The 23,607-nt window shown below is 60.1% G+C and carries 26 protein-coding genes, 1 tRNA gene and 2 rRNA genes (1 of these 29 only partly in view); 12 read left to right on the forward strand and 17 right to left on the reverse strand.

The genetic code is table 11. The features are described 5' to 3' along the window. Entirely contained in the window at positions 1 to 279 is a 279-nt protein-coding gene (locus JHW48_RS14975) for an SH3 domain-containing protein (protein WP_119885509.1), read from the forward strand. A gap of 274 nt (positions 280 to 553) precedes the next feature. Further along, complete coding sequence (locus tag JHW48_RS14980; RefSeq protein WP_147388060.1) at positions 554 to 1,831, forward strand: AAA family ATPase; 1,278 nt, start codon at positions 554 to 556, stop codon at positions 1,829 to 1,831. A gap of 974 nt (positions 1,832 to 2,805) precedes the next feature. Here JHW48_RS14980 and JHW48_RS14985 read toward each other — a convergent pair. The 5 genes from JHW48_RS14985 to JHW48_RS15005 form a co-directional block, all read right to left on the reverse strand. Next, entirely contained in the window at positions 2,806 to 3,168 is a 363-nt protein-coding gene (locus JHW48_RS14985; RefSeq protein WP_119885511.1) for a hypothetical protein, read from the reverse strand. 36 nt (positions 3,169 to 3,204) lie between these two features. Beyond that, positions 3,205 to 3,651 (reverse strand): DUF6634 family protein, encoded by a 447-nt coding sequence (locus JHW48_RS14990; RefSeq protein ID WP_147388061.1) that lies wholly within the window; start codon positions 3,649 to 3,651, stop codon positions 3,205 to 3,207. A gap of 125 nt (positions 3,652 to 3,776) precedes the next feature. Beyond that, entirely contained in the window at positions 3,777 to 4,196 is a 420-nt protein-coding gene (locus tag JHW48_RS14995; RefSeq protein ID WP_119885513.1) for a hypothetical protein, read from the reverse strand. Then, entirely contained in the window at positions 4,196 to 5,302 is a 1,107-nt protein-coding gene (locus JHW48_RS15000) for an AAA family ATPase (RefSeq protein ID WP_119885514.1), read from the reverse strand. Before JHW48_RS15000 ends, JHW48_RS14995 begins: the two co-directional genes overlap by 1 nt. Before the next feature lie 315 nt (positions 5,303 to 5,617). Next, positions 5,618 to 5,788 (reverse strand): hypothetical protein, encoded by a 171-nt coding sequence (locus JHW48_RS15005; protein ID WP_170152238.1) that lies wholly within the window; start codon positions 5,786 to 5,788, stop codon positions 5,618 to 5,620. Positions 5,789 to 6,699: 911 nt separating this feature from the next. Between JHW48_RS15005 and JHW48_RS15010 the strand changes: the two genes are divergently transcribed. Together JHW48_RS15010 and JHW48_RS15015 are read left to right on the forward strand one after the other, a co-directional pair. Further along, complete coding sequence (locus JHW48_RS15010; protein ID WP_119885515.1) at positions 6,700 to 7,446, forward strand: hypothetical protein; 747 nt, start codon at positions 6,700 to 6,702, stop codon at positions 7,444 to 7,446. Positions 7,447 to 7,583: 137 nt separating this feature from the next. After that, complete coding sequence (locus JHW48_RS15015) at positions 7,584 to 8,471, forward strand: hypothetical protein (protein ID WP_147388062.1); 888 nt, start codon at positions 7,584 to 7,586, stop codon at positions 8,469 to 8,471. A gap of 23 nt (positions 8,472 to 8,494) precedes the next feature. On the opposite strand, the gene JHW48_RS15020 is transcribed toward JHW48_RS15015, so the two are convergent. From JHW48_RS15020 to JHW48_RS15035, 4 genes are all read right to left on the reverse strand, one after another. Continuing rightward, positions 8,495 to 9,654, reverse strand: a protein-coding gene (locus JHW48_RS15020; protein ID WP_240637764.1) for an IS3 family transposase whose coding sequence is annotated in 2 segments (ribosomal slippage) — positions 8,495 to 9,405 and positions 9,405 to 9,654 — 1,161 coding nt in all. Because the reading frame shifts where the segments join, the coding sequence is not laid out codon by codon here. Between the two features lie 236 nt (positions 9,655 to 9,890). Then, on the reverse strand, positions 9,891 to 10,052 hold the full coding sequence (locus tag JHW48_RS15025) for a hypothetical protein (RefSeq protein WP_170152239.1): 162 nt from the start codon (positions 10,050 to 10,052) through the stop codon (positions 9,891 to 9,893). Then, positions 10,049 to 10,267 carry a helix-turn-helix domain-containing protein gene (locus tag JHW48_RS15030; protein ID WP_119885517.1) on the reverse strand — a complete coding sequence of 73 codons (219 nt, stop codon included), beginning with the start codon at positions 10,265 to 10,267 and terminating at the stop codon, positions 10,049 to 10,051. Before JHW48_RS15030 ends, JHW48_RS15025 begins: the two co-directional genes overlap by 4 nt. Next, a complete protein-coding gene (locus JHW48_RS15035; RefSeq protein WP_119885518.1) occupies positions 10,264 to 10,473 on the reverse strand; it encodes a hypothetical protein in 210 nt (69 codons plus the stop codon). Before JHW48_RS15035 ends, JHW48_RS15030 begins: the two co-directional genes overlap by 4 nt. Before the next feature lie 142 nt (positions 10,474 to 10,615). On the opposite strand from JHW48_RS15035, the gene JHW48_RS15040 reads away from it, so the two are divergent. Beyond that, complete coding sequence (locus tag JHW48_RS15040; protein ID WP_119885519.1) at positions 10,616 to 11,182, forward strand: N-acetylmuramoyl-L-alanine amidase; 567 nt, start codon at positions 10,616 to 10,618, stop codon at positions 11,180 to 11,182. Here JHW48_RS15040 and JHW48_RS15045 read toward each other — a convergent pair. Beyond that, entirely contained in the window at positions 11,161 to 11,760 is a 600-nt protein-coding gene (locus JHW48_RS15045; protein ID WP_147388063.1) for an SOS response-associated peptidase family protein, read from the reverse strand. The genes JHW48_RS15040 and JHW48_RS15045 overlap by 22 nt on opposite strands. Positions 11,761 to 12,007: 247 nt before the next feature. On the opposite strand from JHW48_RS15045, the gene JHW48_RS15050 reads away from it, so the two are divergent. After that, positions 12,008 to 13,315, forward strand: a complete 1,308-nt coding sequence (locus JHW48_RS15050; protein WP_119885521.1) for a tyrosine-type recombinase/integrase — start codon at positions 12,008 to 12,010, stop codon at positions 13,313 to 13,315. Here the strand turns inward: JHW48_RS15050 and JHW48_RS15055 are convergent. Beyond that, entirely contained in the window at positions 13,272 to 13,868 is a 597-nt protein-coding gene (locus tag JHW48_RS15055; protein ID WP_119885522.1) for a hypothetical protein, read from the reverse strand. The two genes, JHW48_RS15050 and JHW48_RS15055, sit on opposite strands and share 44 nt — an antisense overlap. Before the next feature lie 205 nt (positions 13,869 to 14,073). Further along, on the reverse strand, positions 14,074 to 15,084 hold the full coding sequence (locus JHW48_RS15060) for a zinc-dependent alcohol dehydrogenase family protein (RefSeq protein ID WP_119885523.1): 1,011 nt from the start codon (positions 15,082 to 15,084) through the stop codon (positions 14,074 to 14,076). A gap of 471 nt (positions 15,085 to 15,555) precedes the next feature. Between JHW48_RS15060 and JHW48_RS15065 the strand changes: the two genes are divergently transcribed. The 5 genes from JHW48_RS15065 to JHW48_RS15085 all read left to right on the forward strand — a co-directional run bounded on the left by JHW48_RS15065 (position 15,556) and on the right by JHW48_RS15085 (position 18,901). Further along, a complete protein-coding gene (locus JHW48_RS15065) occupies positions 15,556 to 15,792 on the forward strand; it encodes a helix-turn-helix transcriptional regulator (protein ID WP_119885524.1) in 237 nt (78 codons plus the stop codon). 11 nt (positions 15,793 to 15,803) lie between these two features. Next, on the forward strand, positions 15,804 to 15,956 hold the full coding sequence (locus JHW48_RS15070; RefSeq protein ID WP_170152240.1) for a hypothetical protein: 153 nt from the start codon (positions 15,804 to 15,806) through the stop codon (positions 15,954 to 15,956). Then, on the forward strand, positions 15,953 to 16,822 hold the full coding sequence (locus JHW48_RS15075) for a helix-turn-helix domain-containing protein (protein ID WP_119885525.1): 870 nt from the start codon (positions 15,953 to 15,955) through the stop codon (positions 16,820 to 16,822). Before JHW48_RS15070 ends, JHW48_RS15075 begins: the two co-directional genes overlap by 4 nt. Next, positions 16,809 to 17,294 (forward strand): DUF6362 family protein, encoded by a 486-nt coding sequence (locus tag JHW48_RS15080; protein ID WP_119885526.1) that lies wholly within the window; start codon positions 16,809 to 16,811, stop codon positions 17,292 to 17,294. Before JHW48_RS15075 ends, JHW48_RS15080 begins: the two co-directional genes overlap by 14 nt. A 374-nt stretch (positions 17,295 to 17,668) precedes the next feature. Further along, on the forward strand, positions 17,669 to 18,901 hold the full coding sequence (locus tag JHW48_RS15085; RefSeq protein WP_119885530.1) for a site-specific DNA-methyltransferase: 1,233 nt from the start codon (positions 17,669 to 17,671) through the stop codon (positions 18,899 to 18,901). A 256-nt stretch (positions 18,902 to 19,157) separates the two neighbouring features. Here JHW48_RS15085 and JHW48_RS15090 read toward each other — a convergent pair. Further along, a protein-coding gene (locus tag JHW48_RS15090) for an IS5-like element ISPaes1 family transposase (protein WP_272835648.1) occupies positions 19,158 to 19,939 on the reverse strand; the annotation gives its coding sequence in 2 pieces (ribosomal slippage) (positions 19,158 to 19,597 and positions 19,597 to 19,939; 783 coding nt in all). A 113-nt stretch (positions 19,940 to 20,052) separates the two neighbouring features. On the opposite strand from JHW48_RS15090, the gene JHW48_RS15095 reads away from it, so the two are divergent. Beyond that, a complete protein-coding gene (locus JHW48_RS15095; RefSeq protein ID WP_147388207.1) occupies positions 20,053 to 20,682 on the forward strand; it encodes an HNH endonuclease family protein in 630 nt (209 codons plus the stop codon). Positions 20,683 to 20,849: 167 nt separating this feature from the next. Here the strand turns inward: JHW48_RS15095 and JHW48_RS15100 are convergent, their stop codons facing one another. The 4 genes from JHW48_RS15100 to JHW48_RS15115 form a co-directional block, all read right to left on the reverse strand. Further along, entirely contained in the window at positions 20,850 to 21,224 is a 375-nt protein-coding gene (locus tag JHW48_RS15100) for a hypothetical protein (RefSeq protein ID WP_240637997.1), read from the reverse strand. A gap of 90 nt (positions 21,225 to 21,314) precedes the next feature. After that, positions 21,315 to 21,391, reverse strand: a tRNA-Met gene (locus tag JHW48_RS15105). A 59-nt stretch (positions 21,392 to 21,450) separates the two neighbouring features. After that, positions 21,451 to 21,565 (reverse strand): 5S ribosomal RNA (gene rrf / locus JHW48_RS15110). A 96-nt stretch (positions 21,566 to 21,661) separates the two neighbouring features. Then, positions 21,662 to 23,607 (reverse strand): 23S ribosomal RNA (locus tag JHW48_RS15115); it runs 890 nt beyond the window's last position.

Raw genomic sequence — 23,607 nt, forward strand, 5'->3', positions numbered from 1 at the left:
ATGCAGCGCCCTTTTGCCGCTCTTCTCGCTCTCACTGTCGCCACCGGATGCGCGGTTGGTTCGGGTGCAGTCGTCCAGGGTGCCGGGCTTGACGACCTTTTGAAGCTCCGCGAGGGTCCGGGCCTCGAACATGCCATCATCATCGGCCTGCCCGACGGCACGCGCCTCACCCGTCAGAAATGTGTCCCGAACAACGGCCGGGTCTGGTGCCGGGTCTTCCTGACTGACAAGCCCAGTGTGTCGGGCTATGTTTCAGCTGAGTATCTGGCGCATCGCTGATAACTGCATCGACTTTAGGTGGCACACCGGCCCATAGCGGCCGGTCGAGGAGGGAAGGACGCTGCGGTGCGGCTTCCCGAAGCCGGCCGTTGGTGCAGGGCGCAGCTAGATCGACCACGCAGCATCTGCTTCTGCGGAAGATAGCTGCCGTTCTCGTGGGTGCCGCGGCTGCATCTATGAGATCTCCGCTATCGGTCAAAGAGTCGACGCACTGCGAAGGAAGAGCATCGGCAAGAGCCGATGCACCTTGCGTTCCGAAATTGTTAGCCTCTACATGTCGGGAAGAAATTATGTTGGGAGCGTTCCTATGCTCAGAGAGATTCAGTTTGAAAACTGGAAAAGCTACAAGAAAGCATCAATGCTCTTCGACCAATTGACGTTTCTTATTGGAACTAATGCTAGTGGAAAGTCCAATGCACTTGATGCGCTTGAGTTTCTTTCGCGCATTTCGTCTGCTTCGGACATCACATCTGCCATTGTTGGGGACTCCAACACAGTCAACCTCCGAGGTGGACTTGAGTGGATAACTTACGAAGGAGCAAAAAACTTTACCATTACTGCAAGTGTTAGCGGTGAGGACGAGAAGACAGATTATGAGTATTCGATAACAGTTTCTATCGACGGTAATACTGCAGAGCTCGAAAATGAAGAACTTGTAAGAGTTAGATATCAAGGCAATGCGCAAAGACGTTTGAGGCTTTTCTGGACCGACGCGCCAGACGGTGGAGCTCCAGGTATTACGGCCAGACTTTACAACACGAAATCGGGCACTAAGCAACCGATGCGCCGCAATCTGTCTGTCCTCTCTCAACTAGAGATATATGAGATGAGAGAGGAGATCAAAGTGGCGGTTGATCATGTGCTTCAGACGATGCGATCTATATTCATTCTCGACCCTAATCCCTCTTCGATGCGCGCTTACTCTCGCCCTTCAGAACATCTTAACAGGGACGGTTCTAATGTGGCCGGCGTATTGGCCGCACTGCCCGATAAGAGAAAAAAAATTGTTGAAGATTTGATATCTAGATATGCAGCTAAGATTCCAGAAAAGGATATCACTCGCGTATGGGCAGAAACTGTTGATCGTCACGGAGTTGACGCGATGCTCTACTGCACGGAGCGGTGGAACGCGAAGCGAACTCTTGAGATGGATGCGAGAGGTTTATCAGATGGAACGCTTCGCTTCATATCTGTGATGGTGGCGCTTTTGACACAACCTGAGCGGTCAATGATCGTTGTTGAGGAGATTGACAACGGGCTTCATCCGTCGAGGGCAATGGACCTTCTGTCTGCAATACAAGATCTGGGATCGAAACGAAAAATCGATTTACTTGTTACGACCCACAATGTTGCCCTTCTCGACGCGCTGCCACCAAAAATGATAAAGTCGGTTGCGGTCGCTACAAGAAATTCCTCCTCTGGAGCTAGTGAAATCACTATTCTTGAGGACCTGCCGCATCTATCTCGATTGATAGCCGAAGGATCGCTTGGTCAGCTTGCAGCCCGTGGAAAAATCGAGGAGTCTATAAAGGCGCAGGTGAGAAATGCCTGAACTCATCGCCGTTGTAGATACTGGAGTTCTCTGCTGTTGGCTTGAGGTTCCTGGCAAGGAGACTGCTGGATCGGGCGCAGATCGTTGGGATGCAAATCGTGCGAGGTCTGCGGTAGACGAAGTAATCAGGCGATCTGGAACCCTGATTTTGCCGCTTTCTGTAACGATAGAGACGGCGAATCATATTGCTCAAGCGGCCCAGTCGCGTCGGGCAAAAGCGCAGCAATTATTCGACCGGGTAGTTGCATCGATGAACGGGACTCACCCTTGGAAGCGTTTTGATGAGTCTCAACGGCTATGGACGAGTAGTTGGTATACACAAGCTCAACGAGAGTGGCCAGATTTCGCTGACCGAGGCATTGGCCTAGCAGATTACTCTATAGCGGGCATTTCGCGATACTTCTTTGAGGTAGGATCCGAAGTTGTGACGTTGACCACTGACCGTTTACTAGCGGCCGAGGTAGGTCATCTTGTTCCGGTCGAGAAGACCAGGAGACGGCCGAGGCGATGAGGCTAGATCTAAACAGCTCTGCCCTTGAATGTCTGCGAAGGCCTCTGGGGCACTAACTTTACGCAGTGCGCACCGATGTCAGGTAAGACAACCAATCGGTCATTTCCGGTGACGAACCCAAATTTTATATTTTAGAGGTTCGATCGCTCCCTGCACTGCGCGCCAGTGAAGGAACAGAGCTCTTCTTGATTAGACTAAGTGTCCGCCTTGCGCTGATGCCGCAGTCGCAATGCCGCACCGCAGTCGGTCTGCTTTCCGCCCTTCGTGTCGACGAGGAGCGGGCGGCGCTTCCGAACTTCCAGCCACAGCTCCGGCAAGTTGGGTGTGGGGCTACGCCAACGGACGGATGCGCTGGAGCAGCGCCGACAGGCAAGCCTGGCAGTCGCTGACGTGCGAAGCACGTGGCACCAAGTTCATTTTCGGAATCTAGATGCTGAGCAGCACTGGTGCTGCGACGTGTCCTTCAGGCCAACACTACCCGGCATGCGCCGCTGTCGTCGTGACCCATTATGAACGACAGCTCGACCCTGGCGCCGCAGGCCGCTGCATAGCGCACGATCCCGTCAACGTTGGGTAAAGCTGCCGTAGGGCTCTCCAAGGCTGAGATGACCGACTGCGTCAGCGGCCGGCCGTGCTTTTCGGATGCGCGTCGTAGGTCAGTCTGACCCATCCCCCTGGCCTTGCGCATGGAGCGCAAAGCCAAGGCGAGATCAGCCTGCGCTCGGTGCCGATCAAGCAGCGCCGCCCCGGCGGGATTCGCGGCGCGCATGCGCTCAAGGAGGTTGCCGCGAGGCTTCTTACCTTTCTGCGGTTGTTCTTTCACCATCTTAATCTCCTGGCAGAATGATGCTCTCCAGATTCATCACGATCCGGCCGCGTCGGGGTTCTTCAGAAGCGCTATGACGTTCGCCATCTTCGCCTCGAGGAATGCCGTGTCTACGATCGCGCCGTAGCCTGTCGATCCCCAGCGCAGGAGGCCGATCTCCTTGATCGGATCTTCCAGCCGCGTGGCAAGCTGAGCCTTCCAGATGGGAAATGGTTCACCAAGCCGATACCACCGGCTGAACGTCCTGGCCCATCCGGCTTCACGGCTCAGCCCGATCAAGGGGGATGTTCGGATGAAGCGGTCTCCCAGCAGGGGATGCCCGGTGACGTATCCCCAAAGGACCGGCAGGTCCGTCCCGTCCTTGACGAGGGCAATCCAAAGCTCGGCCAGCGGTGCTTGTGCGAGATCCTCTGGCTTAGGGCCGCACTCCAGTGCGGCAAGTGCGGCCGTTGCGCGCGAGATGAACCGCTCATTGTCAAACATGTGAGGCTCCATGATGATGTTTCCTCCTACTCTGTTCGTGGCCATACCGCGGGAGACTGGACCTGACCTTTCGTATTTTCGCTTTGGCTGACGCCCGCGCTCGGTTCACCTTCGCCCATGCACAGCTAACCATGGCAGTCGGGCTCGCTGTCCCTGAGGAATGCCTCGAGCACCTCCTCGTCTTGATCTCGCAACGCGTCGGCGGGCACCCCATCGAAATCGAGATGTGGACACATCATCCAGTTCAGCAGACGGAATTCGCTCCATCCGGCCGCTCTGGAGGCAGCGACGATCTTGACCAAGCCGGGGTAGAGCCTGCGGTTGCTCGAGTCGAACTGGAAGGCGGGGAAGCTCCACTTGCCGGCGATGCGGAAGCGAATGATCCGTTCTTGAAGCGAGGAAGACCAAGCCAGATCGGTGGAAGCGAGGGCCAGTAGCCTGCGCGCTTCAACCTCGTCCACCATTTCCACACCACTCAGGATCTGCCGGCGCATCGCGTGTCGGAGCGCGGCTTCCCGACGGCGCTCACCATAGCTCAGGGTCATCACATCACCATCGGCCGATTTTCCAGATCGGCGGCACGGTCCAGCATCCGCAGAACGGTCCGCAGGCTTGGACGTGCGGGTGCATGGGGCGCCACGGCTGCAAGAGCGTCGGTGATGGAGTGGATCGACGCCTCCGACAGCGCCCGGGCTCGGCCCTCCCGCTCGGCAAAGGCGATCAGTTCGGGGAGATCCACCTCCTGCAGCCGCAGGATGGTGCAGCGGCTGAGCAGCGGTTCCGGCAGCGGCGTCACCGTGTTCGTCAGCAGGACCCAGCTCAGCAGCGACATGTCAAAGCGCACGCGGAAGTAGGGACAAGTCCAGTCAACGGCGGTGCCGGGCTCGAGAAGTGGCAGCAGCCCCTCGGCCAATCCGAACGGGTGACCCTTGTCGGATCGGACATGGCCGGCCTTGTCCAGCTCGTCGATGACGATGAACGGGTTGCCAGTCAGCCGCGCCAGGATGAACTCCAGCACTCGCCCGGGGCGAGCGCTGGACCAGCCCCGCTGGCAGCCGACGACTCCGAAGCTGCTGGCTTCGCCGGTTGCGTCGATGACGATGCTCGGAGCGCCGACAAGATCACCGAGACGCCGAACCCACCGCGTCTTGCCGATGCCTGGCGGCCCATCCAGGATCACGGGCGGCAGGCGGAAGCCCGCATGACCTTCACGAACGGACCGGCGCATGGCGCGCCAGGCATATTCGGTCGCCGCCGCCATCCACGGCATCTCGGCATGCAGCGCTGCTGCAAGATCGTCAGCCTGGTGCTCATCGCTGATCCGGGCGAGGTGGACGCCGTCCTTCAGCGCCGACAGCCGGTCGCGGTCGCTCCTGTCGAGGTGGCCGAGTCCGGACTCACGCAGGATACGATCAAAAACGCGGTTGGCCCGCCGGTCCGCGCGCTTGTGGTCCTCCCGTGAGATATGGACGTCCTCGATCCTGTCCATGCATGCCCTGTCGTGGAGCTCCTCATCGTCACACTTCGGCAGCTCAACTCCGGTGCGGTCAGCCCGCAGCCGCAGCAGATGCAGGACCAGTCGCCTCGCCATCTGGCGTGGGTTCATGTCGGGGTCGGGGAACGTGGCCTTGATGAAGGGAAAGCTGGTCATTGGCAGACCTCGACTTGCCGGTCGCGCAGCGTGACCGAACAGGATGATCCCGCAGCCGTGCGGGTTGAATGATTGATTTCCGGTCGCCGCAGAGCTCGAGGGTTGGAAAGACAAGAGGCTTCCCGCGCGCAGTGGATCTAGTGGATCACGATTCGACGTGCAAAGCAATACGGCAGGGAATTTTATTGTTACATATCAGATGATTGATGGGATGGCGACATTTTCGCAAGTTGGACGTGGGGGCACGAGACCTCCCGTCGCTCGGCATCGGCCGCATCTTCGCTCGTCAGCGCTGCCGGTTCTAGCACCGATCAGCTAATCCAATCGCCGCGCCCAGTGCGTCTTGCCGATACCCGGCAGTCCGTCGACGATCACCGGCGGCAGGCGGAACCCGGGATGACCGTCGCACCCGGACCTGCGCCTGGCGCTCCAGGCATATTCGGCCGTTGACGCCATCCACGGCATCTCTTTGTCCAGGGTCGTCAACACCCTGCGCGATGCCGCCGCCCGCGCTCTTCAAACCATGCGAAAACGCCAACCGCATGACACAGATTAGACCGCCCTAGTAGCGGCCGGCGGAGAGGGCATCGCCCTGTGAGCTTCTGAAAAGCCTTTAAACCTACACCGATTCCGTGGTTCTGCTCAGATTGAAGCCCGCCGCTCTGCATCTCGTTACGGAGCCAGAAGCAATGAGCGTCGGCGGCTGAACGGAAATCCTGAAGCCGGCTCCGCCCGATTTTTCGCAAAAAAACGAGTCATTTCAATATGGTGTCGTGCATGGCATGATCGAGATCGGTTCCTAGACAGACAATCGATTTCTCGCAGTTCAGATACACGACTGCCGCGCCTGCACGAGAAGACGTCTCCTCACTGCGCCAACCCTGAGCGGGTGGGTCGCATTCAGCATCGACGACATGAACTTCAAGGTGAACAAGCACTTCCGGGGTTGCCGATCTGCTTGGCCTTTCGAAGCGCGACGCGGACAACCCACGTGATGGTCATGCGGCCGCAAGTCCGACGAAACGGGAGATGCGCTCCCCCATGCACAACGGACAGGATGAACGGCGGTTTTCCACAGGTAACGACATGGCGGGTGCTTGGTCGCCATCCGCCGGGCCGGTAGAATGTTCCTGTAACGACAGCGCGTTGGAGGAGGGAAAGAGTGAAATTATCCGGATTTTCAGCTGCCGGTGAACAGCGAGGCGGAGGCCCCTAGCAACCGAGCAGCAGGCTGACAAGAAAAAATGCGCCAGATGACTGGCGCATTGAAGAGTTGGGGCGAAATCGCCCGGTATCACTGCCTAGGTAGAATCCGAACACGGATCAGGCAAGGACCGATTTCCCCCAGGAACACCACGAACCCTTTGTAGCATCAGCTGCAAGGGCTGGAGAGAGACATGACAGTCGTCATCGACCACGACACCTGGGCCTACTCCCCGGCGAAACTGCCGAAGGCCAGCGCGATCACCCTGCCGGAAATCCACGGCGTGCTGCCCTTCGACGGCGTGCGCAATCCGAGCGCACGCAGTTCCGTTTCGCACAAGGTGCACATCGCCTACCGGACCGAAGCGAACAACTGGCAGCCGAAGGTCGGAATTGGGGAAAGCGCTGCTGAGATCGCTGTTGCGCACGAAGCCCTCGTGAGTCCACAGCTCTACGATCTTCATTTTCAGCCAATGACGGTGCGCTACAGGGACGATGACGGCGTTGAACGCTCCTACACGCACGATCTGCTGATGACGACACGCGACGGCCGCCGTCGGCTCGTCTTCGTCCGCAACCATGTCAGCCTCAAGAAGCCGAAGACTGTCAGGGCGATCAAAGCGATTCACGCAGCCACGCCGAAGTCAACAGCGAATGACATGATCGTTGTTGATGCACAGGACTACACCCGCCAGCGCAGGGACAACCTGTTCCGCATGCATAACTTCGTCTTCAGGCCTGACCCTGAGGCCGATGAAATTACGTTGAACACCGCGCGTAGGCTGAAGACGCTCCGGTTGATGAAGGACCTCTTCCCGCGGGTGCCGCTTGCGCAGCCGAGAGTATTCGCAGCGTGTTACCGCCTCGTCGCGGCCCGCAAGTTGCATGCGAACCTTGATCACGTGTTGTGGGAAAACTCGCGCATCGAGGTGCGGAGCTGATGCCTGTCCCCCGTTACGCCATACCCGTGGGCTCTGAGCTGCGCCTTCACACCCGTAATCTGACAGTGACAGGCCAAGATGAGCACGGCTATACGGTAGAGGATACGGCGTCGGGATCGACGTCCTTCATGTCTTTCATGCAGCTCGTCGATCAACTGAAGATGCCTGGCGTCCGCGTCGACATCCTAGGTGCCGACACGGGGCGGCGGATGGAGTCTCGACTGGGAGGGTTCATCTCTTCCGAAGGCTTGCCGGAGATGCAGCGGCGGCTCGCAAAGTTTCATCTTGCCATCGCAGAGGCGATGCACGCGCTGCGGGAGGACCTGCGCCGACAGACCGGGCGCCCCGACGCGGAAATTTCGGTCAGATACGCGGAAGCCAAACGCGAGCGTATTCGAGATCTCGCACAGGATATTTTGGGTGAAAAGATCCACCTGACGCCGCCCAAAGGCGGTTATGGACACTACTTGACCCTCTACCGCGGACGCACACTGGTGAAATACGCTCGGGCCGCACATGGCGTGGGCCCCGGAGAGAGCCCGCTAGATGCAGTGACCCCGCTTGACCACCTGAAGGGCAACGCAACATCCCGGCTGCCGCCGTGCCTGAGGGAGCTCATGACGCAGGCATGGGAGGATGTTGGTCTTGATCTTAAGGCTCGTTTGGTTGCTTCCGTGCAAAAGCGCCTGGAAGTGCTTGTAAAGGCTGAGAACGAAGTCCGTTCCCGCAACGGCCTGGGACCGTTGATCACCCCTTCGCAAGCAACTCTGAAGGCTCATCGCGACCGAATCTTGACTCCGACCGAGTTCTCGATCGCGACGCTCGGAGAACGGGAAACCGGCAAGGGGCGTGGTCGTGGCAGCACGGACATGCGGGCGCTCGTCATCGGCGATTACGTCGAGATCGATGAATGCAAGGCGTCGCTGGTGGTATCGGCTAAGGCGGGAGGGGTCTGGGAGCGGCTTGGTGAGAACGACCGGGCCATGTTGCAGACGATAGACAAAGAGATCCGGGAGAGGCTCTGACCTGCCCCCTGCTGGTCCCTCATTCATAACGAGAGTCTGCAGGTTGGATTTGGGTATTCCGGTTCCCCGTCTTGCGCAAGCGCGCCGGACGCGGAGCCCTCAAATTGCTCAAGCGTCCGGCGCGCTTGCTGCGGTGTCTGGTTAGCCAGGGACGAATGCGGCCGGACCGTGTTGTAGTCGTAGCGCCAGAGGGCCAGCTTTCGCCGTGCGTCCTCCAGGCTGTCGAAGATTTCCTCGTTGAGCAGCTCGTCCCGCAGGCTGCCGTTGAAGCTTTCGATGAATGCATTCTGCTGCGGTTTCCCGGGATCGATGTAGTGCCACGGCACCTCGTTTTCGTCGGCCCATTTCAGGATTGCCCGACTGGTGAACTCTGTGCCGTTGTCGCTGACGATGCAGCCGGGTTTGCCGTAGACCCTGATCAGTGCGCTCAGCTCTCGGGCGACACGCGCCCCTGACAGGCTGGTGTCCGCGACAAGGCACAGGCACTCCCGTGTGCAATTGTCGATCACCGCCAGAATCCGAAACTTCCGCGACGCGCCGAAGCTGTCGGACACGAAGTCCAATGACCAGCGCGCATTGACGCCCGCGGCTGACGGCATCGGTGTCCTTGTGCCACGCGCTCGCTTGCGACCGCGCCGCCTTTTCACGGACAGCCCTTCCTCTCGATATATCCGGTAGAGCTTCTTGTGGTTCATGCTCATGCCCTTGCGCTCCAGCAGCACGCCGATCCGGCGGTAGCCGAACCGACGCCGCTTGCCGGCGATCTCCTGCATCTCCTTACGGATCTCGGGGCAATCCGGCGGGCGTTCGCGCCGAATAGTCTTGGGGTCGACACCGATCAGCCTGCAGGCCCGGCGCCGCGAGATGTCATGATCCCGCATCGCCCTGAGCGCAGCGTCTCGCCGCTTCGTCAATGTCGTCAGTTCTTTCCCAGCAGATCTTTCAACACCACGTTGTCCAGCATGGTGTCCGCCAGCAGGCGCTTCAGCTTGGCATTCTCGTCCTCGAGCGCCTTCAGCCTGGCAGCCTCGGACACTTCCATCCCGCCATACTTTGCCTTCAGCTTGTAGAACGTCGCCGGGCTCAAGCCGTGCCTGCGGCACACCTCGGCCGTCGGCATCCCGGCCTCTTGCTCCTTGATCATCCCGATTATCTGCGCCTCGGTGAAACGGCTCTTACGCATGTGTCTGCTCCTTCAGAGTTGGCGCAGACTCTACATTGCGGTGAGGGATTTCGCGGGGGGCAGGTCACACAGCCTGCACTGGCGCTGCTCTGTGGCGCTGAACCGCTGCCTCGGCGGGCCGGCGCATCAGCCGCTATGCGCGCGGGCATGGGACCGGCAGTGGACGGGCTTTATCGAGGCGATGGGCTGGTGCTTCGACGACGTGACGCATTGCGAGGCGATCCACGCGCGCTGGCTCAGCGAAACAGCTTCCCGAGCATCCGGCCCGTTGCCTTGCCCGCCAGCCGCCGACCGATCCGGCGGGTGATGGCGCCCTTGCGCGGGCTGCGGACGGCCTGCACGTCGCCCAACAGCTTGGCGAGGGTGTAGAGCAGGCCTCGGAATTTGTTGATGCTCACTTGTCGTCTCCTTTCGGCCAGTCAGTCGGGCGATATCCGTCTAGGTAGGCGCGGATCAGCCGCACCATGCGGGGCGCAGGCGTGCGGAACGTGCTGGCGCTCTCGCTCTGCTCCATGCGGCGGATGGTTTGCGGGTCTGTGTCCAGCAGCGCGGCTAGTTGGGCTGTGGAAAGGCCCAGCGATTGCCGGGCCTGCTTTAATTCTGTGGGGGTCATGCGGCGGCGTCCAGCATTGTTTCCAGCACCTCCAAATGGGCGGCGAATTCTTCAGCGGTCATGCGCTTCTCAAGTTCGCGTTCGGCATAGATGGCGACCAGGGTTTCCTCGTTGCTCATCGCAAGGTTCATACGGATTGAGATTTCGACCAGTTGCTCGGTGGTCAGGGCTGCGAGGCGGGCGGTCAGTTTTTCTTTAGCGGTCATTTTCTTCTCCGGGTTGGCGGGGCGCGTTGCCCCTTGGCTATGTCTTAGTTATATGGGCAGCCGCCCACACGGTCAAGCATAAAAGCGCACCCCGCGTAAAATAAATGCGCCCCGCCCCAATCCCACACATCAGGAGAACCCCATGAGCAATACTCCCATCCGGCGGATCGTGCTGCACTACAGCGCGACCTACCCGGACCAAGACCTTGGCGTAGCCGACATTCGGCGGATGCACCTGCAACGCGGCTTCAACGACGTGGGTTATCACTATGTCATCAAGCGCGACGGCACCGTGCAGAAGGGCCGACCGGACAACGTGGTGGGGGCGCATGTCTCCGGACACAATACCGGCAGCATCGGCATCTGCTGCATCGGCGGCATCGAGCGGGCGACCGGGCCGAACGTCGGCGTGGACAACCGCACGGAGGCGCAGAAGGCCGCGACGATCAACCTCGTCAAGGATCTGCTGGCCAAGCATCCCGGCGCGGAGGTCGTCGGGCACCGCGACCTCGGGCCGACGCAATGCCCCGGCTTCGACGTGCGCAGCTGGTGGGCTGCGGCCAATGCCCGGCCGCCGCTCGTGGATGCCGCGCCGCCCGTGACCGGGAAGCCATCCGCCCCCGCCATCACCGGCCAGGCCAAGGGCGGGATCTACATCATCATCGCTGGCGCCGTTGCGGCCCTGGCCTATTTCATCGGAGTGAAGTGACATGAGGTCAGGTTGCGGACATTGGTGACGCCCGGATCCCGCTGGGTCTTCAGAACTGAGGGTGGCGATGGCATCCCCCACCGTGCCTTCACCAATTCCAGCGACTTGCCATCATGGCGGATGATCGGCGCCAGCTGATCCGGATAGATCTTGCCCGGTGCGACATTGCCCGCGCGGTCGGTCATGCTCATGCCCTTGAAAAGCTGGCGCATCGCCTCCTGCGTGGTGGTCTGATTATAAAGATTGCACACGGTATCGTCGTCCTCGGAACGGCCAAAGGGCATATAGGGCGAACTGTAGCCCGGCAGGCAGGTTCCGTCAGCCAGTTCCAGATCCGGAAAGGCCGTCAGGCAGGCGCTGGCCGCATCCGGCTCACGGAAATAAAGCGCGATCCGGTCCCGCGTGCCACCACGCCCGCCGCCATGCCAGGCATAGTTGCCGCGGCCGATACGCGTCGCCAGCCACTCGTGCAGCGCGTCGGACCTGCGGCCAAAACCCATTCCCGGCACGTAAATTAGCACCCGGACCGGACAGGCCGAATCGTCGATCTTGGCTTGAGGTGTGCTGCGGCGTGTCATGGACAGGAACAAATGCAGAACTTGATGCGCTCTGCAAGGTTCGACCGCTTATCATGCTGACAAAGTGAACTTGGCCTGAAGAAGATAGCGCAGGCCAGTGAGGGCGCATTCCTCGCCGTTCGCCCGAACCGGCGCCCCTGCCCGGCTTCCCGTTCCGGTCCGTTCCTGTATTCCGGTACTCGAATGATCTCGTTGATAAACCTGCGATTCTACGCATGTGTCAACGGGAAAGACGGGAGATTTATCCTTGCGGAACAGAGAAAAACTCAGCGAGAAACTGGTCCGGGCGGCGGAGACCCGGCCTCGACCATGGCAGGTCTTCGACACCGAGGTGGTGGGCCTGTCGATCTGCATCTACCCATCCGGAAGCCGGTCCTTCATGTTCGATTACCGGGTCGCCGGGCGCCAGCGCCGCTTCACCATCGGACGCTGGCCGGAATGGAGCGTCACCGCCGCCCGGGACCGCGCCAAGGTCCTGCGCCGCGACGTCGACAGCGGACAGGATCCCATGGCCGAACGCGAGGATGCCCGCGAGGCGCCACGCTTTCCGGATCTGGTCGAACGCTATCTGCGTGAACATGCTGCCCATCTGGCGCCGCGCAATGCCGCCGATCAGGAATCCATGCTGCGCAAGCTGATCGAACCGCACTGGAAGCACCGGTTGGTCAGCGAAATCGAACCCGCCGATGTCGAGCGGGTGTTGAACCTGATTGCGCAGGGTCGATCCCGCCCGGCGAAGAAGAAGACCAAAGCCAAACGTGCTAAACCGCTGGCACCTCCAAAACCGACCCCGATCCGGGCCAACCGCGCGGGTGAAATGCTGCGCAAGGTCTTCAATCTGGCCATCGCGTGGAAGATGCGGGCGGATAATCCGGCGCTGGGCTTCCGCCGCCGCATGGAGGTGGAACGCGAACTATTTCTGTCAATGGACGAGATCGCCCGGCTTGGCGATGCGCTGGCCGCAGCCGAGGACCAGCGCGCAGCCGCCATCATCCGCATTTGCATGCTGACCGGCGCCAGGGTTGGCGAGGTGCGCACTGCCCGCTTCGAGCATTTCGATCTGGAACGTGAGATCTGGACGAAACCCGCGGCCAATACCAAGCAGCGCCGCATTCACCGGGTGCCAATCTCGCTGGACACGGTGGCGCTGGTTCGCACGCGGCTGGGCGCGGTGCCCGCAGGCTGCGACTGGCTGTTTCCCGGCGATGTCGAGGGAAAGGATCAGCCGGTACAGGAACTCCGCCGGTTCTGGCGCTGCATTCAAATGCAGGCCGAGCTGCCCGATGTTCGCATTCACGACCTGCGCCACACCTTCGCCTCGCTGCTGGTCAGCGGTGGTGCCTCGCTGGAGATGATTGGCAAACTGCTCGGTCATTCACAGTCGCGCACCACCCAGCGCTATGCCCATCTGATGGATTCGCCGCTGCGTGCCGGTGTCGATGCCGTCGCCGATCTGGTGCGAGCGAGGCCTCGGCTGGTCCATTCCGCCTCGCCCGCCGAAATGCAGGAGCCTATGCCGGAACAGGCGCACGCAGCTGGTGCCAGATCGGGCTGATCCGCTTGCGGATGGTGCTTTCGTCAGGGGCATCGCCATCCGCGCTGTTCTGGATGAACCATTCCTGCATTTCTGCAACAAGCGCAGTCAGACTCTCTGGCAACCCGTGTTCATAGATACGGATCATCGTCGCCAGATAGGCTGCCTCCCAGTCGTATTTCATTGCCGGACCAGTGTTGCTTCGCCGGCAGACTCTTTGACGCTCCTCGAATTTGGCCAACGTGTCTGCCGTGATCATCAGATCATACAGATCGATCATCAGCCCCTCCTCGGGCGGATGCGCGACCGACCAGTTTTCCGCCCCCGGCCCACGCACCCGCAAGATCAGAATCTCATCATGTGCCACCCCGAAGCGCCGGCACATCCGCAGCACGTCGCTGGGCGCGACGGCGACCAGATCGGAATGCAGCACCCCATAAAACCGAGTCGGCGGAATGGCAACGAGAATCTCCAGGTGCCCCGCAAAGGCCCAGTCGACAATATCGGCAATCGTGCAGCCCCAGCGAGCGGAAACTTCGATCAGCGAGTAAAGGGCGCGGGGCGGCAAAGACATGATGTATCTCCTCGTTCGTCTTCATGCCTGAAAGGGCAGTCCTTTCAGCGCGAAGGGATTGACACGAATGCAGCCTGAGGTTGATAGGTGACGTATCTGATGAGCAGTCGAATGTCGGGTCAGAGCCCTTTGCGGACACCCAGAAACAGCGCGGTGAATGCAATTGCAGAAAGTGAGGTTAGCACTCAAGCCGCCAAGAGAATTCTTAGTTCCCCGCCTGAGTCAGGACCACGACTTTCCCCAAATGTCGCCCGCTTTCCAGATAGGCATGGGCCTCGGCGATATCCTCCAACGCGAAGCTGCGATCGATTTTCGGGACCACATGACCTGCGGCGATGCCCTTGTTGAGGAAGTCCTGCGCCCGGCTCAGGGCCTCCGAATCGTCGGTCACCTCGGTGTAGTAATAGCCACGCAGAGACAGGTTCTTGCGCAGTGCGAGCTTCAGCGGGAAAGGCGTCTGGTCGGGGCTCAGCGCGCCGTGGATGACGATGGTTCCACGCGGGCGCATCGCTTCGGCGATCTGTGCGACCTGAGGGCCGCCGACAGCATCGAAGGCGGCGTCGATGCCATCCGGAGCAGCCCGGGCGAGGCCTTGGGCCAGGTCTTCACTTTCCATCACGATCACCGCTTCGGCCCCGGCCTCCAGCACCGGCTGGCGCAGGCTTTCGCTCAGGACGGTCGCGATCGGGTAGGCTCCGACCGTGCGGGCAATCTGGATTGCAGCCAGCCCCACCGTGCTGTTTGCCGCGGTGATCAGCACGTGCTGGCCTGCGCGGATCCGGCAGATCTCAATCAGCGCGCCGTAGGGCGTGACATAGGACATCCAGAGTGCGGCGGCCTCTGCGTCTTCGAGCCCTTCCGGGCAAGGCAGGACACGTGAGGCCGGAACATTGACCCAGTCGGCGCAGGTGCCATGCACCCCGAGCGGCGCACCGGGCACGACGCAAACCCTGTCGCCGCTTTGGAAACCGCCGACGCCTTCGCCAAGCCCCGTCACCCGGCCAGAGGCCTCGAAGCCGAGGCGCGAGGGCAGTTCCGCCTTCTCGATATAATTGTTGCGGCGGAACATGACGTCGGCGCGGTTCAGGCCGATCGCAGAGACCTGGATGCCGATCTCGCCGGGGCCGGGCGCCTCGACCGGGATATGGTCGATGTGCAGCACTTCTGGGCCGCCGATGGCGTGAACCCGCACGACGCGATCCTTGGTTTCGGTCATTTTTTCTCTCCGTATCTGCCGGATGCAACCATACCGAGCCTTACCGCAGTGGTCGACCTGCCGGGCCGACGGGGCCGCAGCATTTGGACGTTGCGCCGTAAGCTTCATGGGCGGCCAATCAGTTGGTCCTCGGTCATGCGGAAAAGCTCGACGGTCCAGTCGATGAAGGCGCGCACCTGCGGGGCCAGATGGTCTCGATTGCGGCTCTTGCGAGGGACCAGTAGCATCTGTTGCGATGCTCTAACCTATCTGCCGTTCGTCGAAGGTCAGCAAAGTCCGCATAGCCGCCATCTGGTCGATCGGAACTTTATCGTTCATCCATCAGGGGCAGTCTCTACGTCCCATCTATACCCTAACCACTTGATTTTTCTGACCGGAACGACCTCCGCCCTTCCCGTTCCGGTCCATTCCGCGCTTTCCGGTGCGCCGTCATGCACCCGTTGATCCCGCAATTACGGAAGGATCGGGATCATGACGGAAGAAGCTATCGGCTCGCCTGAGGGGCTGCTGGATGACTGGATGCCGCGGCGGGAGCTGGCGGGCATCATCGGGGTCAGCAGCGACACGCTGAAGCGCTGGGAGACGCGGCGGATCGGGCCACCCTGCATTCGGATCGGGCGCAAGGTGCTTTACCGGCGCGGCGCGGTGAAGGACTGGCTGCTGGAGCAGGAAAGCCGGAAGACCGGCGCGCGCCGGGTGGCACGATGAAGGTGGGTGTCGTGATCGCCGCCGCCCTCGCCGTCATCGTTATCATTGCAACCGTCTTCCTGCCTTTCCTGATCATCGACCGCAATGCAATCCTGCGCTTCATTGCGCCCACGGCCTTCGAGACCCGCTCGATTGAGGAAATCTTCGAAGGAGGCGGGCCATGAGCAACCTGATCGCCGCCTCGGTGCAGCGCCGTGTGGTCGGATCGGCCACCCGCAAAGCCGTGCTGCTCTACATGGCCGACAAGGCGGCGGACGATGGCTCCGGCATCTGGACCTCGAAGGCCAACATAGCCCGCGATCTGGAACTGTCGCGCCGCGCGGTGCAGATCGCCATCGCCGAGCTGATCCGCGGCGGGCTGGTCTCCGAAGCCGGTCAGCGGGACTGCAAACACGGCTACACGGTCGAATATGCGATCCTGCCCGAGGCTGTGGATAAGCTGGTTTCGACCCGTGAACAGGGTTCACCCCGTGAATCTCATTCACGGGTAACCCGTGAACCACGTTCGCATGACCCCGTGAACCAGATTCACCCGAACCATCCTTATAACCTTACTACTACGCCGGAGGGCTGGACCGGGCCTGTGGATAACTCCGATCCCCAGACCCGCTGTCTCGCCGCCGGAGGCCCCGGCCTCTGCCCGGCGTCACGGGCGGCAATCACCGGCACGGCGGATGTCATCGATGGCTGGCTGCGCGAGGGGATCGACCTCGAGGCGGACATCCTGCCGACCATCGCCAAACGCACCACGCAGATCAGGATCAGCCCGATCCGGACCTGGGGTTATTTCACCGACGCCGTGCGGGCGGCCAGGCAAGCGAGATTGCGCAGAGAAGCCGATCCCCGCATCACCGCCCAGCACCGGTTCTTCGCCGACTGGATCAACTCCGACCGCTACCTGCCGGCGACCGCGGTGACCAATACCATGGCCCGCACCCTGCTGCGCCTCTCACTGGTGACGGTGGACCGGCTGACGGGGCGCGGCGTGCCCATTCCGCATAGAAAGGCTGGTGAAGATGACGCCGCGTGAGATCGAAGACCGCTTCGAGGAAGCCGCATTGACGCTGAAGCGCCTGCCGAACCCGCCCTCTTCAGGGGCACGCGGTTACAGTCGGTCCTGGCCGGAATATGTCCATGAGGCAAAGCATGCCTATGGCTATGAACCGGCGCGGATGCGGGTGATTCCCAATGCCCGCGAGATCCAGCGCATGGAAGAGGCGCTGAGCTGGCTGGCCCTGATCGGCGGCGAGACCGAGCAGTTGGCCGCCGACAATCGGCGCATCGTCTGGATGCGGGCCGAGGGTCACCGCTGGCAGACCATCTGCCGCCATGTCGGCTGCGTGCGCTCCACCGCTTGGCGGCGCTGGACGGCGAGCCTGCTGACCATCTCCAAGGCCCTGAAGAAGCTTGAGAAAAAGCCCGCGCAAACGGTCGGCGCAAAATCGACCGGTGCAGAACAGGGCGCCAAACCGCGCGGCGGGGGCGCCAGCGGGGCGCCGTGAGGGCGCGAATGGGTCGAACTTAGGGCGCGACAATATCAGCGGTTTTGGGGCAGTTTATCCCTAAGATGGCCGAAGGTGACAGAGCCCCAGCCGACGGAGATGCAGCGCAATATTGTTGCTGCCCGGGCCGGATCGGAGGTGAAAAAGCCCCCGCCTCCCGGCTCTGGTTCCTCCGCGGGATCGATCCTATGCGGGGGGCAGAGGCGCGCTAAGCCTCTAGCGTCAGGGAAAAATTCTGGGTTCGCGGACCGGGTTCGCACCTTTGGGTTCGCAGGTTCGCGGACCGCTAGATAACACCTCGCCGGGCGTCCCACCGCCCGGCGTTTTCATGACCCGCCGCGGCGGGACGGAAGGAGACGGCCTTGCAGATCGAGATGATGCCCACCACGCGGCTTGTCCCCTACGCTCGCAATGCCCGTACCCATTCCGACGACCAGATCGCGCAGATCGCCGCCTCCATCGCAGAGTTCGGCTTCACCAACCCGATCCTGATCGGCGGCGACGATGTCATCATCGCCGGCCACGGGCGACTGATGGCGGCGCAGAAATTGGGTCTGGCCGAGGTCCCGGTGATCGTTCTCGACCATCTGACCGAGGCGCAGCGCCGCGCGCTGGTGATTGCCGACAACAAGATCGCCGAGAATGCCGGCTGGGATGCGGAGCTGCTGCGTCTGGAGCTGGAGGGCCTGCGCGACATCGACTTCGATCTCGACATTATCGGATTCTCCGAGGCGGAACTGGACGAGTTGCTCGGCGATCTGGACGGCAGCGAGGAAGGCGCCGTCGATGGTGAGAACGAGATCCCCGAGCCGCCGGTCGACCCGATCTCCCGCCCCGGTGACATCTGGATCATGGGCAGCCACCGCCTGCTCTGCGGTGATGCCACTATCGCGACGGATGTCGAAAAGCTGCTGGCCGGCGTGAAGCCGATGCTGATGGTTACCGATCCGCCCTACGGCGTCGAGTACGACCCGGCATGGCGCAACCAGTCCGGCGCGTCGGCCACCAAGCGGACCGGCAAGGTCCTGAACGATGACCGCGCCGACTGGCGCGAGGCCTGGTCGCTGTTTCCGGGCGACGTCGCCTATGTCTGGCACGGCGCACTGCATGCCACGACCGTCGCCGACAGCCTGATCGCAGCCGGGTTCGACATCCGCTCGCAGATCATCTGGGCCAAGGACCGGCTGGTGCTGAGCCGGGGCGACTACCACTGGCAGCACGAGCCTTGCTGGTATGCCGTGAAGAAGCGCGGCAAGGGCCACTGGGCCGGGGATCGCAAGCAGACCACGCTCTGGCAAATCGCGAACAAGGATCAGGATGCCGAGACGGTTCACAGCACCCAGAAGCCGGTCGAGTGCATGCGCCGGCCGATCCTGAACAATTCCAGCCCCGGACAGGCGATCTATGAGCCGTTCATGGGATCGGGCACCACGCTGATCGCCGCCGAGACCACCGGCCGGGTCTGCTACGGGATCGAACTGAACCCGGCCTATGTCGATGTCGCCATTGCCCGCTGGCAGAACTTGACGGGGCAGGCAGCGGTGCTGGAGGGAGATGGGCGGCGGTTTGATGAGGTGATGGGCAAGCGGGAGGTAAAGATAGCATAGAACTGTTTGTCTATTGTCCACCGGATGAAGAGATGATCGCAATCGAAGTCGGCCGTCGATTTTGAAGGCGATTCTTCTTCGCGATTTCCGTTAGAAAACTGTCGGCATTGCTTGCCATCACAAACTCGTCGAGACTCGAGCCACCAGTGACGAATCTTTTGCTCACATCATCAAAATACTGTTGGATATTATTCCTAGTGAGCTTTTCGCCGCGCCTGAGAAGGAGCTTCAGGATAAACTCCAAATTCGCATTAGGTCATGTTGACAAATGGCGGAGCCAGAGCCTGATGCAGGCGACGTCGACGAAGCCGAGGAAGCTTTCGGCGGTTTTGTCGTAGCGGGTTGCCAGGCGGCGGCTGTTTTTCAGCTTGTTGAAGCAGCGCTCGACCATGTTGCGCAGGGTATAGATGGTCATGTCGACAGCCTTGCGCACCCTTCGGTTCTTTCGCATCGGTATCATGGGCAGGGCGTTGCGGCTCTCGTTGTCTTCCCGAATTTTATCAGAGTCATAGCCCCTGTCGGCGACCAGAACGGCGGGCTGTGGAAGATTGTCGGCCATCACCAGATCGTAGCCGGTGTAATCGGACTCTTGCCCCGGCGTGATCTCGGTCCTCATCGGGAGGCCTGCGCCGTTGACCCTGAGATGGATCTTGGTCGAGAACCCACCTCTCGAACGGCCAAGAGCCTCTTTCGGAGTCCCCCTTTTGCGCCCGCCGCATGATGGTGCGCGCGGATCACAGTGCTATCAACCATCTGGAGCTTGTCTGGCGCGATCTCAGCGTGGTTCAGCGCATCCAGGATATCCTCCCACAGTCCCGCCAAAGTCCAGCGGCGGAACTGACGGTAGACCGAGGACCACTTGCCAAACTCTTCGGGCAGATCACGCCATGGCGCACCAGTCCTTGCGATCCAGAAAATTCCATCGAGAACAAGACGATGGTTCGCGGGTTTCCGCCCGTTAGCGTGCCGGACGGCACGAATGAAGCCTTCGAAGAAGGTCCACTCATCGTCGGATATCAGGTTGCGTGCCAAGTTCATCTCCCACGTAGAGATGAGCTTGAATCATACGACGACTGCCAGAGGAATCCCTTTTGTCAACACGACCTAGCTAAAGTTGTTGCGTCAATAAGAGATTACAAGGACAAGCTTGCATGAAGAAATTAAACGCACCGCCCTTCGACAGACAAGTCGTCCGCTTTTTGCGCTCGAAGCTTTCTGATGTCCCGACCGCGCAAAATCTATGGAAGCGCAGTGATGGAAAGTACAGGGACTTCAAAAATAACGTAACTGCAACAATGATGGTCGCGCAATCTAGGCGATGCGCATATTGCGGCACTCGCCTATTCGAGAAACGGCCCCACAGAGATCATATCGCGCCGAAGAGCCCTCATTTCAGTTGGGCATTTTGGCCAACAAACCTAGTTTTGGCATGCTATTGTTGCAACGTCGATTGTAAGGGGGAGACCGATACGGTCGCTGTGGTGGCGTCCACCTATCGGCGCACGATTTTTACCATTGTGCATCCCTTCGTTGACGATCCGACTGATCATCTGAATTTTGGAGTGGCTGAAAAGGCCATCCTAGTAAACCCAAAGAACGGTTCAGCGAAGGGAGCCGAAACCATCAGGCTCTTCAAGTTAATGGACCCTGAACGTGCCAAGGAGCGAGCCAAGGATGTTCTTTTAGACGAAGACATCGAGCATCTTCACGGCGTAACCCGGGATATGTTTCTTGCCGCAACTGAAGAGTTGCGTGGCGGCAGAGTAGTCATGAAAGCCTGAGGCGATAGTAATTGTCCCGCCTCGCGCACAGGAGCTTGGGCGAATTATTAGAGCCGGCATTGCGCTTCGAGCCAAACTGAACGGCAGGTTTGGTAACGATGCGCCGCAACAGTTTTTATCTGGGAGAAAGTCAGCAAAGGGCCGTTCTGGGCCGCCAGCGCCGCGCGTCATCTTTCTGGAAACCGGATGACATTGTCGCCACGCATGAAGGCGATGGCGCCTTCTTCCTCGATTGTCTGAACAGCGGCGTCTCTGGCTTCCTTGTCGGAGGCGAACTGGTCGTCCCAGACATGGCTGGTGCCATCCTGGTCGACGACTTCAAGCATCCAGTTCTGATCCGTTTCGGCGCGATAGATTTCGATGGAGAAGGGATAGCCGTCGATGATGACGCGCTGGCTTTTGCCCGACGTGACGATGTTCGGTTCTTCTTCGATCATCTGATGGATCCCGGCTTGTGGGTTCCAGAGCAGTATGCGCGTTCCGACAAGCGGGTCAATCGCCCGCGAAAGTGCGGCCCCGCCGTCGTTTCCCACCCAGCTCATTTTTGTTGAGTAGGTGTTGAGTCGGCGGACCGGTATGATGATACCCCACGGCCTGACCGGGCGTAACGCGCTGTTATTACTGCGGATTTTTGGTTGCGGGGGTAGGATTTGAACCTACGACCTTCAGGTTATGAGCCTGACGAGCTACCGGGCTGCTCTACCCCGCGCCAATTTTGTCCTGATCGGGTGTTTTGATCGTTTCAGAGAGATATGCGTTTCTTTCCAGGTCTGGCGGTGACCTACTCTCCCACGTCTTGAGACGCAGTACCATCGGCGCAGCGGCACTTAACGGCCGAGTTCGGGATGGGATCGGGTGTTTTGCTCGCGCTAGGGCCACCAGACCAGGAAAGAAACGCTCAGCGTCGGATCCCTTGCGGGATCTGATATTGTCCAAGGATGCTTTGGAGGAAGCGGGGGTAATCCTGCTTCTTCCGGATCAAATCAAGCCTATCGAGCCATTAGTACCGGTCAACTGAATGCATTGCTGCACTTACATCTCCGGCCTATCGACGTGGTGGTCTTCCACGGCTCTCAAGGGAGACCTTGTTTTGAGGGGGGCTTCACGCTTAGATGCCTTCAGCGTTTATCCTGTCCGTTCATAGCTACCCTGCACTGCCGTTGGCACGACAACAGGTCCACCAGTGGAACGTTCACCCCGGTCCTCTCGTACTAGGGGCAACTCCTCTCAAGTCTCCAACACCCACGGCAGATAGGGACCGAACTGTCTCACGACGTTCTAAACCCAGCTCACGTACCTCTTTAAACGGCGAACAGCCGTACCCTTGGGACCTGCTCCAGCCCCAGGATGAGATGAGCCGACATCGAGGTGCCAAACGATGCCGTCGATATGGACTCTTGGGCATCATCAGCCTGTTATCCCCAGCGTACCTTTTATCCGTTGAGCGATGGCCCTTCCACTCGGGACCACCGGATCACTATGGCCGTCTTTCGACTCTGCTCGACTTGTCAGTCTTGCAGTCAGGCTGGCTTCTGCCATTGCACTCAACGAGCGATTTCCGACCGCTCTGAGCCAACCTTCGCGCGCCTCCGTTACTGTTTGGGAGGCGACCGCCCCAGTCAAACTACCCACCACGCAGGGTCCCGGACCCGGATAACGGGCCGCGGTTAGACATCAAGAGTGCGAAGGGCGGTATCTCAAGGGTGGCTCCACGGGAACTGGCGTCCCCGCTTCAAAGCCTACCGCCTATCCTGCACATCGCAATCCTGATGCCAGTGCGAAGTTGTAGTAAAGGTGCATGGGGTCTTTCCGTCTAACCGCGGGAAGTCTGCATCTTCACAGACAATTCAATTTCGCTGAGTCCACGTTTGAGACAGCGGGGAAGTCGTTACGCCATTCGTGCAGGTCGGAACTTACCCGACAAGGAATTTCGCTACCTTAGGACCGTTATAGTTACGGCCGCCGTTTACCGGGGCTTCAATTCAAGGCTTGCACCTCTCCTTTTAACCTTCCGGCACCGGGCAGGCGTCAGACCCTATACGTCGTCTTGCGACTTCGCAGAGCCCTGTGTTTTTAGTAAACAGTCGCCACCCCCTGGTTTGTGCCCCCGGCCTTCACTTGCGTAAAAACCGGGCCTCCTTCTCGCGAACTTACGGAGGTATTTTGCCGAGTTCCTTAAACGTGGTTCTCTCAAGCGCCTTGGTATTCTCTACCAGTCCACCTGTGTCGGTTTCGGGTACGGTCTTGTGGAGGGCTATTTCCAGGAACCGCTCAGCAGCCCCTCCAATCCGATAAGGAGGAACTACACCTGCGATCCGTCACCATCTCCTGGCCCAGGAATATTAACCTGGTTCCCATCGACTACGCCTTTCGGCCTCGCCTTAGGGGCCGGCTTACCCTGCTCAGATTAGCTTTAAGCAGGAACCCTTGGACTTTCGGCGACAGGGTCTCTCACCCTGTTTGTCGCTACTCATGTCAACATTCTCACTTCTGATCACTCCACCGGTTGCCTCACGGCCCGGCTTCACAGTCAGAACATTGCCTCCGTCGCATCCGAGGATACGAAAGAGGCAGCGTTCTATATCACAGAACGCTCCGCTACCACGCACAACAAATGTGCATCCAAAGCTTCGGCTCGTGGCTTGAGCCCCGTTACATCTTCGCCGCAAGACCTCTTGATTAGACCAGTGAGCTGTTACGCTATCTTTAAAGGATGGCTGCTTCTAAGCCAACCTCCTGGTTGTTTTGGAAGTCTCACATGCTTTCCCACTTAGCCACGAATTGGGGGCCTTAGCTGTTGGTCAGGGTTGTTTCCCTCTCCACGACGGACGTTAGCACCCGCCGTGTGTCTCCCGGATAGTCCTCTCGGGTATTCGGAGTTTGCTTAGACTCAGTAAGGCTGTGGGCCCCCATCATCCATGCAGT

The sequence above is a fragment of the Paracoccus aestuarii genome (assembly GCF_028553885.1).
In the GTDB taxonomy this organism is placed as follows: domain Bacteria; phylum Pseudomonadota; class Alphaproteobacteria; order Rhodobacterales; family Rhodobacteraceae; genus Paracoccus; species Paracoccus aestuarii.

Excerpts from the sequence above, each read along its gene's own strand:
- JHW48_RS15040 (WP_119885519.1), top strand. The coding sequence starts at position 10,616 with ATGAGCAATACTCCCATCCGGCGGATCGTGCTGCACTACAGCGCGACC.
- JHW48_RS15000 (WP_119885514.1), bottom strand. The coding sequence starts at position 5,302 with ATGACCAGCTTTCCCTTCATCAAGGCCACGTTCCCCGACCCCGACATG.
- JHW48_RS14995 (WP_119885513.1), bottom strand. The coding sequence starts at position 4,196 with ATGACCCTGAGCTATGGTGAGCGCCGTCGGGAAGCCGCGCTCCGACAC.
- JHW48_RS14990 (WP_147388061.1), bottom strand. The coding sequence starts at position 3,651 with ATGTTTGACAATGAGCGGTTCATCTCGCGCGCAACGGCCGCACTTGCC.
- JHW48_RS15045 (WP_147388063.1), bottom strand. The coding sequence starts at position 11,760 with ATGACACGCCGCAGCACACCTCAAGCCAAGATCGACGATTCGGCCTGT.
- JHW48_RS15060 (WP_119885523.1), bottom strand. The coding sequence starts at position 15,084 with ATGACCGAAACCAAGGATCGCGTCGTGCGGGTTCACGCCATCGGCGGC.
- JHW48_RS15075 (WP_119885525.1), top strand. The coding sequence starts at position 15,953 with ATGAGCAACCTGATCGCCGCCTCGGTGCAGCGCCGTGTGGTCGGATCG.
- JHW48_RS15085 (WP_119885530.1), top strand. The coding sequence starts at position 17,669 with ATGATGCCCACCACGCGGCTTGTCCCCTACGCTCGCAATGCCCGTACC.
- JHW48_RS15065 (WP_119885524.1), top strand. The coding sequence starts at position 15,556 with ATGACGGAAGAAGCTATCGGCTCGCCTGAGGGGCTGCTGGATGACTGG.
- JHW48_RS15010 (WP_119885515.1), top strand. The coding sequence starts at position 6,700 with ATGACAGTCGTCATCGACCACGACACCTGGGCCTACTCCCCGGCGAAA.
- JHW48_RS14985 (WP_119885511.1), bottom strand. The coding sequence starts at position 3,168 with ATGGTGAAAGAACAACCGCAGAAAGGTAAGAAGCCTCGCGGCAACCTC.
- JHW48_RS15100 (WP_240637997.1), bottom strand. The coding sequence starts at position 21,224 with ATGAGCTGGGTGGGAAACGACGGCGGGGCCGCACTTTCGCGGGCGATT.
- JHW48_RS15015 (WP_147388062.1), top strand. The coding sequence starts at position 7,584 with ATGCAGCTCGTCGATCAACTGAAGATGCCTGGCGTCCGCGTCGACATC.
- JHW48_RS15030 (WP_119885517.1), bottom strand. The coding sequence starts at position 10,267 with ATGACCCCCACAGAATTAAAGCAGGCCCGGCAATCGCTGGGCCTTTCC.
- JHW48_RS15080 (WP_119885526.1), top strand. The coding sequence starts at position 16,809 with ATGACGCCGCGTGAGATCGAAGACCGCTTCGAGGAAGCCGCATTGACG.
- JHW48_RS14980 (WP_147388060.1), top strand. The coding sequence starts at position 554 with ATGTCGGGAAGAAATTATGTTGGGAGCGTTCCTATGCTCAGAGAGATT.
- JHW48_RS14975 (WP_119885509.1), top strand. The coding sequence starts at position 1 with ATGCAGCGCCCTTTTGCCGCTCTTCTCGCTCTCACTGTCGCCACCGGA.
- JHW48_RS15095 (WP_147388207.1), top strand. The coding sequence starts at position 20,053 with ATGAAGAAATTAAACGCACCGCCCTTCGACAGACAAGTCGTCCGCTTT.
- JHW48_RS15035 (WP_119885518.1), bottom strand. The coding sequence starts at position 10,473 with ATGACCGCTAAAGAAAAACTGACCGCCCGCCTCGCAGCCCTGACCACC.
- JHW48_RS15055 (WP_119885522.1), bottom strand. The coding sequence starts at position 13,868 with ATGTCTTTGCCGCCCCGCGCCCTTTACTCGCTGATCGAAGTTTCCGCT.